Genomic DNA, 14525 nt, shown 5'->3' with positions numbered 1-14525 from the left:
TTCGCCCGCGGTTACGCGGGCGCCACGAGCTGGTTCTCCGAGCCGATGCCGGAGGCGTTGCCGTCGGCGTAGAGGGTCAGTTCGCCGTCCGACCAGCGCACGATGGTGTCGTCGGCCCAGGGGTTGTCGGTGAAGTCGCCGCCGCTGACGAGCAGGGCGTGCTTCCACAGGCCGTTCGGGGCCTGCCACTTGTGCTCGCCCCAGGAGGAGCCGGTGCCGGTGAAGTCCTGGTACTGGGTCAGCTCACCGTCGGACCAGCGCACGACCAGGTCCCAGGTGTCGTCGCCCGAGTAGTCGCCCGCGGTGATCTGGGTGGCGTGCTTCCACGTACCGGCCTCCGACGTGCCCGGCGAGACGACCTTGATCTCCTTGCCGAGCTTCTTGTTGTCGCCGGTGTTCTGGTAGAGCGTGACTTCGCCGTCCGACCAGCGCACGACGAGGTCGTCCTGCCACTTGTTGCCGCCGAAGCGGCCCGATGTGATCGCCTCCGCGTGCTTCCAGGTGCCGTTCGCGGCGGCCAGCTGGTACTCGCCGTGGAAGCCCTTCTCGTCGACCGACGGGTAGAGCGTCACCTCGCCGTCCGACCAGCGGACGATGAGGTCGGAGCCGTTGTCACCGGTGAAGTCGCCCGCGACGACCTGCTTGGCGTGGTCGCGCCACAGGGCGTTCGGGCCCTGGACCTTGAACTCCTTGTCGAAGTGGTTCTTGGCCTTGCCCGCGCCGCGGTAGATGCTCAGCTCGCCGTCCGACCACATGACGAACATGTCCATCCGGTCGTCGGAGACCGGCCCGTCGAGAGCGAAGTAGCCGTTGGCTATGGCGTTGGCGTGCTTCCACGTACCGGCGCCGGGCAGGACCGGATCGGCCATCGGCGGCGGGTTGATGCTCGCCGGCTGCTTGCCCGCCTTCGCGGCGTCGTAGATCCGCTTCACGTCGTCGTCGAAGTACGACGAGTACGAGGTGTTGGCGCTGTGGCCGCCGGTCATCCAGCCGCCGGTGACGCCGATCAGCTTGGCCGACTCGCCGCCCGCGGTGATGAAGGGGCCGCCGGAGGTGCCGCCGACGTAGCCGTCACAGTTGATCTCCGTGAAGGTGCCGCCGCGCCAGAGCCTGCCGCCGCTGTCCTTGGCGTTGCCGGAGGTGTACTTCTTCGTCGGCGTGGTGCAGCTGAGCGGGTCCTGCTTCGGCTTGTAGTTGCCGCCGCCGTACAGATACGGGTAGCCGATGGCGTGCGCGGTGTGGCTGAAGCCGGTGTTGAAGCCCATCGGGATGGCCCCGACGACGCTCTCGACCTCCTTGCCGTCGCTGCGCGGCTCGGTGGCGAGGAACGCGACGTCGACGTCCGTGAAGTCTTCCTCGCTCTTCTTGGACCCGGTGTAGCCGGGGTCCTTGAAGATGTGGCCCTTCTTGATGGGGTACATGCCGTGCGGCATCGGGCTCTTCGCGCTGTGCTGCGGCACGAAGACCAGGTTCGACTTCTGGTCGTTGCTGTCGAAGCAGTGCGCCGCCGACGCGACCAGGTTCTTGCCCGGGGACGGGACCACGGTGCCGCCGCAGAAGCGGTAGTCGTAGCGGTCCGGGTAGTCGTTGCCCGCCTTCTGCGCCCAGTAGAAGGTGCCGACTTCCTTGATGCCCTTGAAGGTGTGCGAGGGCGAGCGCAGCATGCCGTCGCGCTCGCGCGGCGCCGCGTCCTCCTCGTCCTTCTGGGAGTCCCGCTCGGCGTCCCTCTTGGCGTCCTCGGCCGCCGCGGCCTCGCGGACCTGCTGCTCCTCGACCGGCTTCGCCTCGGCCATGCGGTCGGGCGTCCAGAACTTCTCGAGCTCGCGGGCCAGGGCCTGGTCAGGGTCCTGCTCCGGGGCCTGGGACGGCGACTTCGAGGGTGACTTCGACGGGGTCGGCACCGAGGTCGGGCTCTGTGTCGACGTCGGGGTCGGGGTCGGGACCGCAGTCGGAGCCGTGGTCGGCGCCGGTGTCGGTGTGGCCGCGCTCGGCGTCGGCGTGGGCGTCGGGTCCGGGGCGGACCAGGCAGGGCCCGCGGCGGCAAGGATCGCTGCCGCGGCGGCCATCGCAGTCAGGCTGCGTTTCATTCTCACTGTTGTGTTCCCCCACAAAAACGGACCCCTGGTCACCCGGGGTCCGATTGGTACAGATCAATCGAGAAGGTACGTTACGCACAGATCGAACGATGTGTCGATTGGGGTGGAACTTGCGACTTGCCCCGTAATTGTTGTATTGCACCGGCTGGTTGATCGGAGAAGGCAGTGGGGAAGGCGGGGCGATTCACTCGAACCGGAACGCGTGCGGGGGTGTTCGCGGCGGGGGCACTGCTCGTGACGGTGGGGTGTTCCGCGGGCGACGCGGAGGAGCACCCGGAGGACAACCCCAACCTGCTGCTCGGGTTCCGTACGTGGCTGAAGACGAATGACTCGGAGCGCGACGACGACTTGGCGGGCCACGCCTTGAACGTCAGCCTCGGCTACCGGTCCGGCGACCGCGAGGGGGTGGCCAAGGTCCTCACCGACTACGGCCCGTGGGGCGAGGCGGAGGACCAAGTCGGCCCGCTGGCAAAGGCGTTCACGGAATGGTGGGACGAGGACCCGGCAGCCGGACGTGCGCACTTCCTCGGGCAGGGCGGAAAGACGGCGAAGAAGACCACGCTGTACGACGGCGACGACCCGTCGAACCTCCTCAAGGATTTCCGCTCCTGGACCGCAAAGAATTCCCCGAACGGCAAGCACCTCGCCCCGCACATCACCGAACTCAGCGTCGGATACGGGGCGAAGGGCTCCGGCGCCGTCACGGTCTCGACCGACTACGTCACGCACAAGGACAACGGGACCCAGGAGAAGGTCGACGCCCTCAGCGAGGCGTTCGCCGACTGGTGGGACGGCGACGAGGGCGCGGAATCCGTCACCGTGACCAGCGAGGACCAAGGCAGCCGCGCCGAAAGGGACTTGAGCGCTACGTGAGGCTTCCGGCGTCGGCCGGAACGAACTCGCACCAGACGACCTTCCCGGGGTCGCGCTCCACGACCCCCCACTTGTCGGCGAGAGCCGCCACGAGCAGCAGCCCGCGCCCCGACTCGGCATCCCCGTCCGCGTCGGCGCCGGGTCGGGGCCACCCGCCGCCACTGTCGTGCACTTCTACGCGGAGTACGTCGCCCTCGCGGTGGAGGTGGAGCCGGAATCCGCGTCCGGGCGGGACGCCGTGCAGCAAGGCATTGGTCGCCAACTCGCTGACGCAGAGAGTGATGTCGTCCGCGCGGTCACGGATCCCCCAGCCGACGAGCGCGGCGCGCGTGAAGGCGCGGGCGGCGGGTACGGACTGACGTTCGCGCCGGTAGAAGCGCTCGCGGGGGTCCCGCCGGGACGGGAGTGGAGTTTCGTCATTCACGTGACGAGAGTCACACTCCGTGGCCATCATGAAGCAGTAGGTGAACCCGTACAGCCGGTCTGTACGGGTTCGCTGCGTGAACGTACGGCGCTTGATGGGGAGTTGGACCGTATGAACAGCCCAAAACGACGGTCACGGAGGAATGCCTCGGCGGTGCGGATGGTGGGCGCACTGCTCGCCGTCCACCGCGAGGCGGCCGGGTACACACAGAAGTCGCTGGCCGAGAGGTTCGTCGTCGGCGAGGAACACATTGCGTCTATTGAGCAGGGGCGGCGGCCCCTCAAGCTGGACCTGGCGGTGCAGCTGGACGAACTCCTCGGCACCAACCGGACGTTGGAGACGGCCGTCGACAATATGCCGGAGGTGGATCTGGTTCCTCGGTGGGCCGAGGAGTACATGGATCTGGAGCGCGAGGCGCTCACGCTGTCCTGGTACGACAACCAGGTTCTGCCTGGACTGCTGCAAACCCCGGACTATGCAAGGGGCGTGTTCCAGAACGAGGTCCCTGCGCTCACCGAGGACGAGATCGAATTGCGCGTTGCAGCACGGATGGAGCGCCGGGAGATCCTCCACCGCAAAGAACCGCCGACAATCAGCTTCATCATCTCCGAGGTGACGCTGTTGGACCATCTCGGCGGCGATGAGGTGTACGTCGAGCAGCTGCGCTGCCTGCGAGAGTCGGCTGCTCTGCCGGGTGTTGCCCTCCAGGTCATGCCAGTCGGCCGCAGCTACCACGCGGGGTTGTCGGGGCCGTTCACCTTGATTGAGACCCCGGACCATCAGCGACTCGGCTACACCGAAGCTCAGCGAGGCAGCCAGCTGATTGCCGACCCTGATGAGGTGTCCATTCTGGAGCGCAAGTATGCGATGCTGCGGACACAGGCCCTCAACCCCGAGGAAACGAGGGCCCTGTTGGACCGTTTGCTAGGAGAGCAATGAACGCGGCATTGCAGTGGTTCAAGTCCAGCTACAGCAGCGAACAAGGCGGCCAGTGCCTCGAAGTCGCCTACGCCTGGCACAAGTCGAGCTACAGCGGCAGCGACGGCGGCAACTGCCTGGAATTCGCCGCCCACCCCACCGCCGTACACATCCGCGACTCCAAGAACCCGGAAGACGCCCCCCACCTCACCGTGGCCCCGGAAGCCTGGACCGCCTTCCTGGCCCTGCCCGAATAACCAGGTGCACTCCGGCGGACCCCTGACCGCTCATCCGGTCCCGCCCAGCGCGAGCCGCAGAGCGTCCCGCGTCGCCGCTCCCTCCGCGAAGGCCGCCGCGAAAGCCCGCTCGCCGAGGGTGCTGCGCACGAGGCGCTCGGTCTCCGCATGCGCCTCGTGGAGCGGACGCAGGCCCGTGAGCGCGACGCCGGTCGTCCGCAGGAGCCGGCACGCCGCTCCTATCAGCCGGGCGGCGCGGCCGTGGTCCCCTGTCGCGGCAACGGCCCAGGCCATGGCCTCGACGCCCCACACGGTCCCCCAGCGGTCACCGATGGCCCGCTGTCGGCGCAGGGAGTCACGGAACAGGGCCACCGCCCGGTGCGGGTCGCCGTGCCGGAGCTCCGCGAGCCCCATGCCCCACAGCCCCCACGAGTGCGCCCAGCCCGCGCCGTGGGTGTCGGCCTCGGTCACGTACTCCCGCCCGGCCGCCAGGGCGAGCTCCCGCTCACCGAGGAAGGCCGCCGCCATGGCCCAGAGCATCGTCGCCATGTGGGCATCACCCACCTGACCGCCGGCCCGGAAGCACTCCCTGGCCCGGCTCAGGAGCGCGATGGACCCCGCGTCCGCGTGGACGAGGAAGGCGAAGGCGCCCTCCATGTACGTGAGCACGGCCAGTGCTTCGCCGTCCCCGCTGTCCTGGCCGAGCCGCACGGCATCGGCCAGAAATCTTTCAGCGGCGGACTGGTCTCCCTGGCACAGCGCGATCCAGGCGGCCAGCGCCAGACAGCCGACGCGCAGCGGGGCGGGCGCCGTCGGGGCGAGGTCAAGGGCGCGGGTCAGCCAGTGGCGGCCTTCCCCGAGCGAGCTGCTGAAGAACCAGTACCGGGTGCGGGTGAGGTTCGCGGCGATCCCGAGGCCGACCGTGGCGTCGCCCTCCCCCGTGACGCAGAAGTCCAGGGCCGCCCGCAGGTTCGGCGACTCCAGGCGCAGCCGGGACAGCCAGGCGACCTCGTCGGGCCCGCACCACCGCTCCGCCGCCCGTGCGGTCATGTCCGCGTAGTACGCGCAGTGGCGCCGCCGCAGCGGGATGTCCCTGCCGAGCTCCTGGAGCCTGCACTGCCCGTACTGGCGCAGGGTCTCCAGCATGCGGTACCTGGCTCGGGGGCCGGTGGTGTCGACGGTGAGCACCGACTTGTGCACCAGGGCGGCGAGGACGTCCACGATGTCCTCGCGGTGGGTGTCCTCGCCCGGACACACGGCCTCGGCCGCCGCGAGGTCGAAGCCGCCGGAGAACACCGACACCTCTGCCCACAGCCTCTGCTCGCGCTCGTCGCACAGGTCGTGGCTCCAGTCGACGACGCCGCGCAGGGTGCGCTGATGCCGGGGTCCTGTGGGCTTCCCGGTGTGGGAGAGGAGCCGGAACCGGTCGTCGAGGCGCTCCAGGATCTCCTCGGCCGAGAGCGCGCCGAGACGCACGGCGGCCAGCTCGATCGCCAGCGGAATGCCGTCCAGGCGGCGGCACAGGCGACCCACGGCTTCTTCGTTGCGTCCGGTGATCCGGAAGTGCGGGGCGCAGGCCTCGGCGCGGTCGGCCAGCAACCGCACGGCTTCACAGCGCGCGGCCACCGGTGGTGCGCCCCGGTCGTGCGGGACGGCCAACGGCGGTACGGGCAGCAGATACTCGCCGGGCACGCGCAGCCCCTGGCGGCTGGTGGCCAGCACGCGCAGGCCTGGGGCCGCCGCCAGGAGCGTACTCAGGAGCTGGCCGGCCGCATCGGCGACGTGCTCGCAGTTGTCGAGGACGAGCAGCAACTGCCGTTCCCGCAGGTGCTCGACGAGCACCTCCGTGCCGGGGCGCAGTGACTGGTCGGGGATGCCGAGCGCCTCGGCGACCGCGCGGTCCAGGAGCTGCGGTTCGGTCAGCGGTGCGAGGTCGGCGAGCCATGCCCCGTGCGGGAAGGCCCAGGAGGCCTCGGCCGCCGCGCGCAGCGCGAGGCGCGTCTTGCCGACTCCGCCCGGCCCGGTGAGCGTGACGAGGCGGGCGTTCTCCAGGAGCTTCCGCGTCCTGCGGAGCATGCTCTCCCGGCCGATGAACGTCGTCGTCTCGGCGGGCAGATTGCCCTCGGCGCGTGGGCCCCGCGGCGACGAGGGCGTGGTCAGGGAGGGGTCCGCGGTGAGCACCCGCTGATGGAGCTGCCACAGCTCCGGGCCAGGGCTGACGCCCAGCTCCTCGCTCAGCAGCGCGCCGACGGTCCTGTAGCACTCCAGGGCTTCGCTCTGCCGGCCGGAGCGGTAGAGGGCCAGCATGCGCTGCGCCCAGAAGCGCTCCTGCAGCGGGTGGGCGTCGGTGAGTTCGCGCAGGCGCGGCAGTACGTCCGTGTGCCGTCCGAGCTGGAAATCGGCGTCGGTGCGCAACTCCAGGGCGCCGAGGCGGCGTTCGTCCAGCGCGGGGGCGACGTCAAGGCGCAGCCGCTCCGACGGAACGTCAGCGAACGGCTCTCCGCGCCACAGCGCAAGGGCCTCGCCGAGCAGCGCCGAAGCCCTCTCCGCAGCCTGCGCCGCCGCGGCGGACCGGGCGCGGGTGACCAGGGCGTCGAACCGGTGCAGGTCCAGGGCCTCGTCGGGCACGTCGATGAGATAGCCGTCGGCGCAGGTGCGGATCGGCCCGCCGGACGGACCACTCAGCGTGCGGCGCAGCCGGAGCACGTAATTCTGCAGGGCGTTGCGGGCGCCGTCCGGCGGTTCGTCCTCCCACAGTCTGGCGATCAGGGTGTCGGTGGGAACGACCTTGTTGGCGTCCACCAGGAGTGACGCCAGAAGGGCCCGCTGCTTGGCTGCCCGCATCTCCACGGGCCTGCCGCCGGACAGCACTTCAAGCGGCCCCAGAAGCCTGTACTCGAACTCCGTGATCCTCACCCCCGTAACCCAGAGTCATCATTCCAGCACGAGGGGTGAGTGTCGAGTGACCATCGAGTGACCGGCACGAGAGGGCTCCTCGCAAACATCACAGCAGTGGAAGAAGCGGCGCACGTCCGGTGCACCGCCACGGAAATCCCGAAGGAGACCCACCCATGAACAACGACAAGCCTCGCCGCCTCACCGGGCTCGCCCTCAAGCTCGCGGCGGTGGCGGCCGCCGTACTGCCGGTGTTCGCCGTCGCGCCGGGCGCGGCGGCGGCACAGCAGGAACCGGCCGCGGCGGCCAATGTCCTCAGCTGCACCACGGACACCGACGGTTACTGGGGTCACGCGCACTGCACCAACAACACCGGTGTCGTGACGGCCTTCCGCGTCACGGTGGTCTGCGGGGAGTGGCCCGACACCGCCGGAGAGTGGAAGACGCTGAAGCCGGGCGCGTCCGACGTGTCGAGTGCCCGCTGCATCGCCGGCACGGGTGTCGGCAGTGTCGGCTGGGAAGAAGGGTGACAGCGCGAGGTCGCCGTGGCTAAGATCGACGGCGACATCGCGTGTCGGTCACCGGCTGGGTGAGGCATGGAGGTGTCAGGAGATGCCTTCTGGAGGCATTCCTTGTCAGTCGAGCTGAACCACACGATCATCCACGCCCGGGACAACCGGGAGTCCGCCGACTTCTTCGCGGACCTGCTGGGCCTTGAGATCACCTCGGAGTGGGGCCCGTTCATCGCGGTGGCCCTGACCAACGGAGTCACCCTGGACTTCGCGACCATCCCCGCGGACAAGATCACCCCGCAGCACTACGCCTTCCTCGTCTCCGAGGAGGAGTTCGAGGCGGCGTACGAGAAGATCTCGGAACGCGGCATCGATCACTGGGCGGACCCGCAACAGAAGCTGCCGGGCGAGTTCAACACCAACGACGGCGGCCGAGGGGTCTACTTCCTGGACCCGGCGGGCCACGCCATGGAACTGATCACGGTCCCGTACGGCGGCTGGCCGCAGCGGTAGGACACGCCCGCGGACAGAGCACGAGGGCCGCACCCCCGCCGAAACGGGGGTGCGGCCCTCAACTGCTTGCCGCTGAGGCCTACTTGCGGATCAGCGAGCGCAGCACGTACTGCATGATGCCGCCGTTGCGGTAGTAGTCGGCCTCACCGGGGGTGTCGATGCGGACGACCGCGTCGAACTCCACGCCGGTGTCGGTCGTGACCTTGACCGTGCGGGGCGTACGGCCCTCGTTCAGCTCGGTGACGCCGGCGAAGGAGAAGGTCTCCTCACCGGTCAGGCCGAGGGAGTCGGCGGACTGGCCCTCGGGGAACTGCAGCGGCAGGACGCCCATGCCGATGAGGTTCGAGCGGTGGATGCGCTCGTACGACTCGGTGATGACGGCCTTGACGCCGAGCAGCGCGGTGCCCTTGGCGGCCCAGTCGCGGGACGAGCCGGAGCCGTACTCCTTGCCGCCCAGGATGACGAGCGGGGTGCCCTGCTCGATGTAGTTGCGCGAGGCGTCGTAGATGAACGACACCGGTCCGTCAGCCTGGGTGAAGTCGCGCGTGAAGCCGCCCTCGGTGCCCGGCGCGAGCTGGTTGCGCAGGCGGATGTTGGCGAACGTGCCGCGGATCATGACCTCGTGGTTGCCTCGGCGCGAGCCGTAGGAGTTGAAGTCGCGACGCTCGACGCCGTGCTCCGTGAGGTACTTGCCGGCCGGGGTGTCGGCCTTGATCGCACCGGCCGGGGAGATGTGGTCGGTGGTGACCGAGTCGCCCAGCTTGGCCAGGACGCGGGCGCCCGTGATGTCGGAGACCGGGGTGGTCTCCATCGTCATGCCCTCGAAGTAAGGGGGCTTACGGACGTACGTCGACTGCGGGTCCCACTCGAAGGTGTTGCCGGTCGGGATCGAGAGCGCCTGCCACTGGGCGTCGCCCGCGAAGACGTCCTGGTAGGACTTGTTGAACATGTCCTCGCCGATGGAGTTGGCGACGACGTCGTTCACCTCGGCCTCGGTCGGCCAGATGTCCGCGAGGAAGACGGGCTTGCCTTCCTGGTCGACACCGAGCGCATCCTTGGTGATGTCCACCTTCATCGAACCCGCGAGGGCGTACGCGACGACCAGCGGCGGGGACGCCAGGTAGTTCATCTTGACGTCGGGGTTGATGCGGCCCTCGAAGTTCCGGTTGCCGGAGAGGACGGACGTCACGGCCAGGTCGTGCTCGTTGACCGCCTTGGAGACCTCCTCGGGCAGCGGGCCCGAGTTGCCGATGCAGGTGGTGCAGCCGTAGCCGACGAGGTTGAAGCCGACCTTGTCGAGGTAGGGGGTGAGCCCCGCCTTGTCGAAGTAGTCGGTGACGACCTTGGAACCCGGGGCGAGGGTGGTCTTGACCCACGGCTTGCGGGTCAGGCCCTTCTCCACGGCCTTCTTCGCGACGAGCGCGGCGGCGACCATCACGTACGGGTTCGAGGTGTTGGTGCAGGAGGTGATCGCGGCGACGGTGACGGCGCCGTGGTCGATCTCGTACGTCGAGCCGTCGGGGGCGGTGACGGTGGTCGGACGCGAGGGAACGCCGTTCGAGGAGGCCGGGGCGTCGGAGGCCGGGAAGGACTCCTTGCCCGCCTCGTCGTCGTCCTCGACGTAGTTGCGTACGTCGAGCGCGAACTGCTGCGCGGCGTTGGCGAGGACGATGCGGTCCTGCGGGCGCTTCGGGCCGGCGATGGAGGGGACGACCGTGGAGAGGTCGAGCTCCAGCTTCTCGGAGAAGTCGGGCTCGGCGGCCGGGTCGAGCCAGAGGCCCTGCTCCTTGGCGTACGCCTCGACGAGCGCGACCTGCTGCGCGTCACGGCCGGTCAGGCGGAGGTACTTCAGCGTCTCGTCGTCGATCGGGAAGATCGCGGCGGTGGAGCCGAACTCCGGCGACATGTTGCCGATGGTGGCGCGGTTGGCGAGCGAGGTGGCGGCGACGCCCTCGCCGTAGAACTCGACGAACTTGCCGACGACGCCGTGCTTGCGCAGCATCTCGGTGATCGTGAGGACGAGGTCCGTGGCGGTGGTGCCCGCGGGCAGCTCACCGGTCAGCTTGAAGCCGACGACGCGCGGGATGAGCATGGAGACCGGCTGGCCGAGCATCGCGGCCTCGGCCTCGATGCCGCCGACGCCCCAGCCGAGGACGCCCAAGCCGTTGACCATCGTGGTGTGCGAGTCGGTGCCGACCAGGGTGTCGGGGTAGGCCTGGCCGTTACGGGTCATGACCGTACGGGCCAGCTTCTCGATGTTCACCTGGTGGACGATGCCGGTGCCCGGGGGGACGACCTTGAAGTCGTCGAAGGCGGTCTGGCCCCAGCGCAGGAACTGGTAGCGCTCCTTGTTGCGGCCGTACTCCAGCTCGACGTTCTGGCCGAAGGCGTCCGCCGTGCCGAACTTGTCGGCGATGACGGAGTGGTCGATGACCAGCTCGGCCGGGGAGAGCGGGTTGACCTTGTCCGCGTCGCCGCCGAGCTCCTTGACGGCCTCACGCATGGTGGCGAGGTCGACGACGCAGGGCACGCCGGTGAAGTCCTGCATGATCACGCGGGCCGGCGTGAACTGGATCTCCTGCGAGGGCTGGGCCTGGGAGTCCCAGGAGCCGATCGCACGGATGTGGTCGGCGGTGATGTTCGCGCCGTCCTCGGTGCGGAGCAGGTTCTCCAGCAGCACCTTCAAGCTGTAAGGGAGGCGCTCGGAGCCCTCGACCTTGTCCAGCTTGAAGATCTCGTACGACTCGTCGCCCACGCGCAGCGTGCTGCGGGCGTCGAAGCTGTTCGCCGACACGACAGTCTCCTTCATATATGTGCGCGTTTCCGTCACATCCTGCCGCCACGACTCCTCGTCGATCCGCTAAGGTAAGGCTTAGTTAGGTAACCCTTACCGGGTGGCGGCTTCTGGTGCGCCTCGGCAGATATCTCGATGTCGAGATAACTCTAGTACATCACCCGGCGTCGCGACGAGGTGCGCTGCCTCACGCCCGCCGGGACCATGACCGGCCGGGGCGTATCGGGCTGCCCTTTTTCGATCAGGTCGACCAGGAGCGCCACCGCCGTGCGGGCCGTGCGCTCCGGGTCGAGGGTCACCGTGGTGACAGGCGGCTCGGTCTCCGCGTACCCCGGATCCTCGCTCGCACAGACGAGCAGCAGATCGTCCGGGACGCGCAGCCCGTGCCGGGCCGCCGCGGCGAGGAGCTGGCGGCCGCCGGGGTCATAGGCGGCGTGGACGGCGTCGATCCGTCCGAGCACCTCGTCGAAGGCGTGACCTTCATCGTCGTACGCGATGAAGGGGACCACCAGCGGGGACACCGCGTGCTCGGCGCACCAGGCGACGTACGTCTCGGTCACCACGCGCGCGTAGTGCTCGTCGCCGTCGCCCGACTGCAGCGCGATGCGGGTCGCGCCGGAGGCCGTGAGGTGGTCGAGGACCTCGCGGGTGGTCGCCACGTGGTCGTTGTCCACCCAGTGATCCCCGGGGCGTACGTCGCCGGGGACGCCGTCGAAGACGAGCGGGATGCCGCGGGCGCGCAGGGCACGGACCATGGGGTCGCCTCGCGGGCTGTCCATGACGAGCATTCCGTCCACAGCGATGCTGTGCCAGGTGTCCTCCGTCACGCGGTCCGCGGGGAGCGTGGTGAGGGCGTAGCCGCGGGCGTGGGCCGTGGCGGTGGCGGCGGTGATGGCCCGGGAGAAGTAGGCGACTTCCGTGTAGTTCCAGGCTCGGGGGTACGTGGTGACGGCTACTCCGAGTATCCGCGTGCGCGGGGCCTGGGGTGCGCCGTAGCCCAGGGCCGTGGCTGCCTCGCGTACCCGGCGGCGGGTGGACTCGCCCACGCGGCCCGTGCCGTTCAGGGCGTGGGAGACCGTCGCGGTCGATACCTCCGCTGCGCGGGCTATGTCGGCGAGGGTTGGCCTTGGCACGGGGGACATCGTACGGATTCCGTCGTGGCGGGTGGGTTCTGGTTAACGGGTTACGCGGCGAGTCTTTGTGCCGCCGCTTCGCGGCGGATCTTTCCCGCCCACCCGTCCGATTACCCCGCGACACATCGCGCGCGTCCGGGGCCGGGCCGCCCTCAGGAGTCGCTCATGCCTTCCCCGCACCTCACTCCCCTCCCCACTCCCCTCTCCCGGCGCGGACTGCTCGCCTCCGCCGGGGCCGCCGGGCTGCTCACCGCCGTGGGTGCGCCCACCGCCACCGCATCGCCCCGCCGCTCCGCCTCCCTCGTCGTGCACAACGCCCGTGTCTTCACCGGCACCCGGGGGCACTCCCGCGCGGAGGCCGTCGCCGTCGGGCGGGACGGGCGGATCCTCGCCGTCGGGAGCGACGGCGCGCTCAAGCGGTTCATCGGGCGGGACACCGAAGTCGTCGACGCGCGTGGCGGCACCCTCATGAGCGGGATCCACGACGGGCACGCCCACCCGATGGACGCCGCGAGCCGCTCGCTGAAGCCGTCCCTTGCCGGTGCCGAACAGACCGTCGCCGACCTGCAGAAGACCCTGACGGACTTCCTGAAGGACTCCGCCGATCAGGAGCCCGACGGTTGGCTGGTCGTGGAGGACTGGAACCCCGTGGGGCTGCTGCCGCAAGGGACCGCTCCGCACCACTCCATGCTCGATGCCCTGCCGACCCGGCGGCCCATCGCCCTGCGCGGCGGCGACGGGCACAACATCTGGGTCAACCAGCGCGCCCTCGACATCGCGGGCATCACCGCATCGACGCCCGACCCGGTCGGCGGCAAGATCGTCAAGGGCTCGGACGGCAAGCCGACCGGCGTGCTCAAGGACGACGCACAGCCGCTCGTCACCCGGCACATCCCCGAGCCCGACCAGGAGCAGCTCGTCGCCGCCGCCGCGAAGACCCTCGCCGAGGCCGCCGCGTCGGGGATCACCACCTTCATGGAGGCCGTCGTCGGCAAGGGCGAGTTGGCCCTCTACAAAGCACTCTCCGAGAGCGGGAAGCTGCCGCAGCGCATCGTGCCCGCCCTGCGCATCGACACCGACAAGACGAAGGACCCGGCCGCGGCCCTCGCCTTCGCGCGCGGTCTTCGTGACACGTTCGGCGGTGTGCGCGGGCTCCGGTTCGGCACGGTGAAGGTCTTCCTCGACGGGGTCATCGAGTACCCCGCCCAGACCGCCGCGCTGCTCAAGCCCTATCTGGACGAGGACGGGAAGCCGACCGACCACCGCGGCGAGCTGTACGTGTCCGCCGCGGACTACGGCAGGCTCACGGCCGCCTTCAACAAGGACGGCTGGCAGATGCACGCGCACGCCATCGGCGACCGCGCGGTCCGCACCTCGCTCGACGCGTACGCGTACGCCCTGCGCACGACCGGCGTGCGCGGCCTGCGCAACACCACGGCCCATCTCCAGGTCGTCGACCCCGCCGACCTGCCGCGCTTCGCCCAGCTCGGCGTCATCCCCTGCATGCAGCTCCAGTGGGCCACCCGCAACACCTGGACCATGGACGCCCTGCTGCCCTACATCGGTGCCGCGCGCCACCGTTGGCAGTACCCGGCGCGCAGCCTTGAGCGGCACGGGGCGCGGCTCTCCGGTGGCTCGGACTGGCCTGTCGATCCGCTCCAGGTGTGGAACCAGGTGCGCACCTCCGTCGACCGGTTCGGGGCCGAGGGAGAAGAGGCAGAAGGTGACCTGTACCGCGAGCAGGAAGGTCTGAGCCGCTCGTCCGCCCTGCTCATGCACACCCTCGGCACGGCGCGTCAGCTCCGTATGGACCATCTCACCGGAACCGTCGAACGGGGCAAGTCGGCCGATCTGGTGCTGCTCGACCGCGATGTGACGCGGTGTCCGGTGGCCGATATCAGCTCTGCCGAAGTGCGTCTGACGTTGACCGGAGGCACAGTGGTGCATGACGCCGAATCGTCGGCCGGGCGCGCGGCAGCCGCCCGGGTGACGCGCGCGGCGGCCGGGCCCCGGCCCACGGCGCAGGCCGCGGTGCACGGTGGGCGGCACGCCTCGTGCGGATGCGGCTGACCCGGTACGGGCACGTGGCGTACGGAAACGACGTACGGGAACTTCCGTACTGAATCGGACG

General features: G+C 69.7%; 11 protein-coding genes. 6 read left to right on the top strand and 5 right to left on the bottom strand.

What is annotated here, in order from left to right; translation table 11 throughout:
* Positions 1 to 11: 11 nt before the first annotated feature.
* Positions 12 to 2066: a trypsin-like serine peptidase gene (locus AC07AG_RS37255; RefSeq protein ID WP_478760998.1), complete on the bottom strand. Its 2055-nt coding sequence runs from the start codon at positions 2064 to 2066 to the stop codon at positions 12 to 14.
* Positions 2067 to 2306: 240 nt separating this feature from the next.
* Between AC07AG_RS37255 and AC07AG_RS37250 the strand changes: the two genes are divergently transcribed.
* Positions 2307 to 2969, top strand: coding sequence for a hypothetical protein (locus AC07AG_RS37250; protein ID WP_478760996.1), 663 nt, complete (start codon positions 2307 to 2309; stop codon positions 2967 to 2969).
* Here the strand turns inward: AC07AG_RS37250 and AC07AG_RS37245 are convergent.
* Complete coding sequence (locus AC07AG_RS37245; protein WP_478760994.1) at positions 2962 to 3393, bottom strand: ATP-binding protein; 432 nt, start codon at positions 3391 to 3393, stop codon at positions 2962 to 2964. The two genes, AC07AG_RS37250 and AC07AG_RS37245, sit on opposite strands and share 8 nt — an antisense overlap.
* Positions 3394 to 3504: 111 nt before the next feature.
* Between AC07AG_RS37245 and AC07AG_RS37240 the strand changes: the two genes are divergently transcribed.
* Together AC07AG_RS37240 and AC07AG_RS37235 are read left to right on the top strand one after the other, a co-directional pair.
* Positions 3505 to 4332 carry a helix-turn-helix domain-containing protein gene (locus AC07AG_RS37240; protein WP_478760993.1) on the top strand — a complete coding sequence of 276 codons (828 nt, stop codon included), beginning with the start codon at positions 3505 to 3507 and terminating at the stop codon, positions 4330 to 4332.
* The gene (locus tag AC07AG_RS37235) at positions 4329 to 4568 is read left to right on the top strand and encodes a DUF397 domain-containing protein (protein ID WP_478760991.1); all 240 of its coding nucleotides are present in this window, start codon (positions 4329 to 4331) and stop codon (positions 4566 to 4568) included. The genes AC07AG_RS37240 and AC07AG_RS37235 overlap by 4 nt, the downstream gene beginning before the upstream one ends.
* Before the next feature lie 30 nt (positions 4569 to 4598).
* Here the strand turns inward: AC07AG_RS37235 and AC07AG_RS37230 are convergent, their stop codons facing one another.
* Positions 4599 to 7463: an AfsR/SARP family transcriptional regulator gene (locus AC07AG_RS37230; protein ID WP_478760989.1), complete on the bottom strand. Its 2865-nt coding sequence runs from the start codon at positions 7461 to 7463 to the stop codon at positions 4599 to 4601.
* A 155-nt stretch (positions 7464 to 7618) separates the two neighbouring features.
* Between AC07AG_RS37230 and AC07AG_RS37225 the strand changes: the two genes are divergently transcribed.
* The gene (locus tag AC07AG_RS37225; protein WP_478760987.1) at positions 7619 to 7972 is read left to right on the top strand and encodes a hypothetical protein; all 354 of its coding nucleotides are present in this window, start codon (positions 7619 to 7621) and stop codon (positions 7970 to 7972) included.
* A gap of 102 nt (positions 7973 to 8074) precedes the next feature.
* On the top strand, positions 8075 to 8467 hold the full coding sequence (locus AC07AG_RS37220; protein ID WP_478760985.1) for a VOC family protein: 393 nt from the start codon (positions 8075 to 8077) through the stop codon (positions 8465 to 8467).
* A gap of 79 nt (positions 8468 to 8546) precedes the next feature.
* Here the strand turns inward: AC07AG_RS37220 and acnA are convergent, their stop codons facing one another.
* A complete protein-coding gene (gene acnA, locus AC07AG_RS37215) occupies positions 8547 to 11261 on the bottom strand; it encodes an aconitate hydratase AcnA (protein WP_478760983.1) in 2715 nt (904 codons plus the stop codon).
* A gap of 149 nt (positions 11262 to 11410) precedes the next feature.
* Positions 11411 to 12403, bottom strand: a complete 993-nt coding sequence (locus tag AC07AG_RS37210) for a LacI family DNA-binding transcriptional regulator (protein WP_478760981.1) — start codon at positions 12401 to 12403, stop codon at positions 11411 to 11413.
* Between the two features lie 156 nt (positions 12404 to 12559).
* Between AC07AG_RS37210 and AC07AG_RS37205 the strand changes: the two genes are divergently transcribed.
* A complete protein-coding gene (locus AC07AG_RS37205) occupies positions 12560 to 14464 on the top strand; it encodes an amidohydrolase (protein ID WP_478760980.1) in 1905 nt (634 codons plus the stop codon).
* Positions 14465 to 14525 lie beyond the last annotated feature (61 nt).

This window comes from Streptomyces sp. NPDC044044 (genome assembly GCF_056434405.1).
The sequence above is the reverse complement of the archived record's forward strand: the minus strand, read 5'-3'. Positions and strand labels throughout refer to the sequence as shown.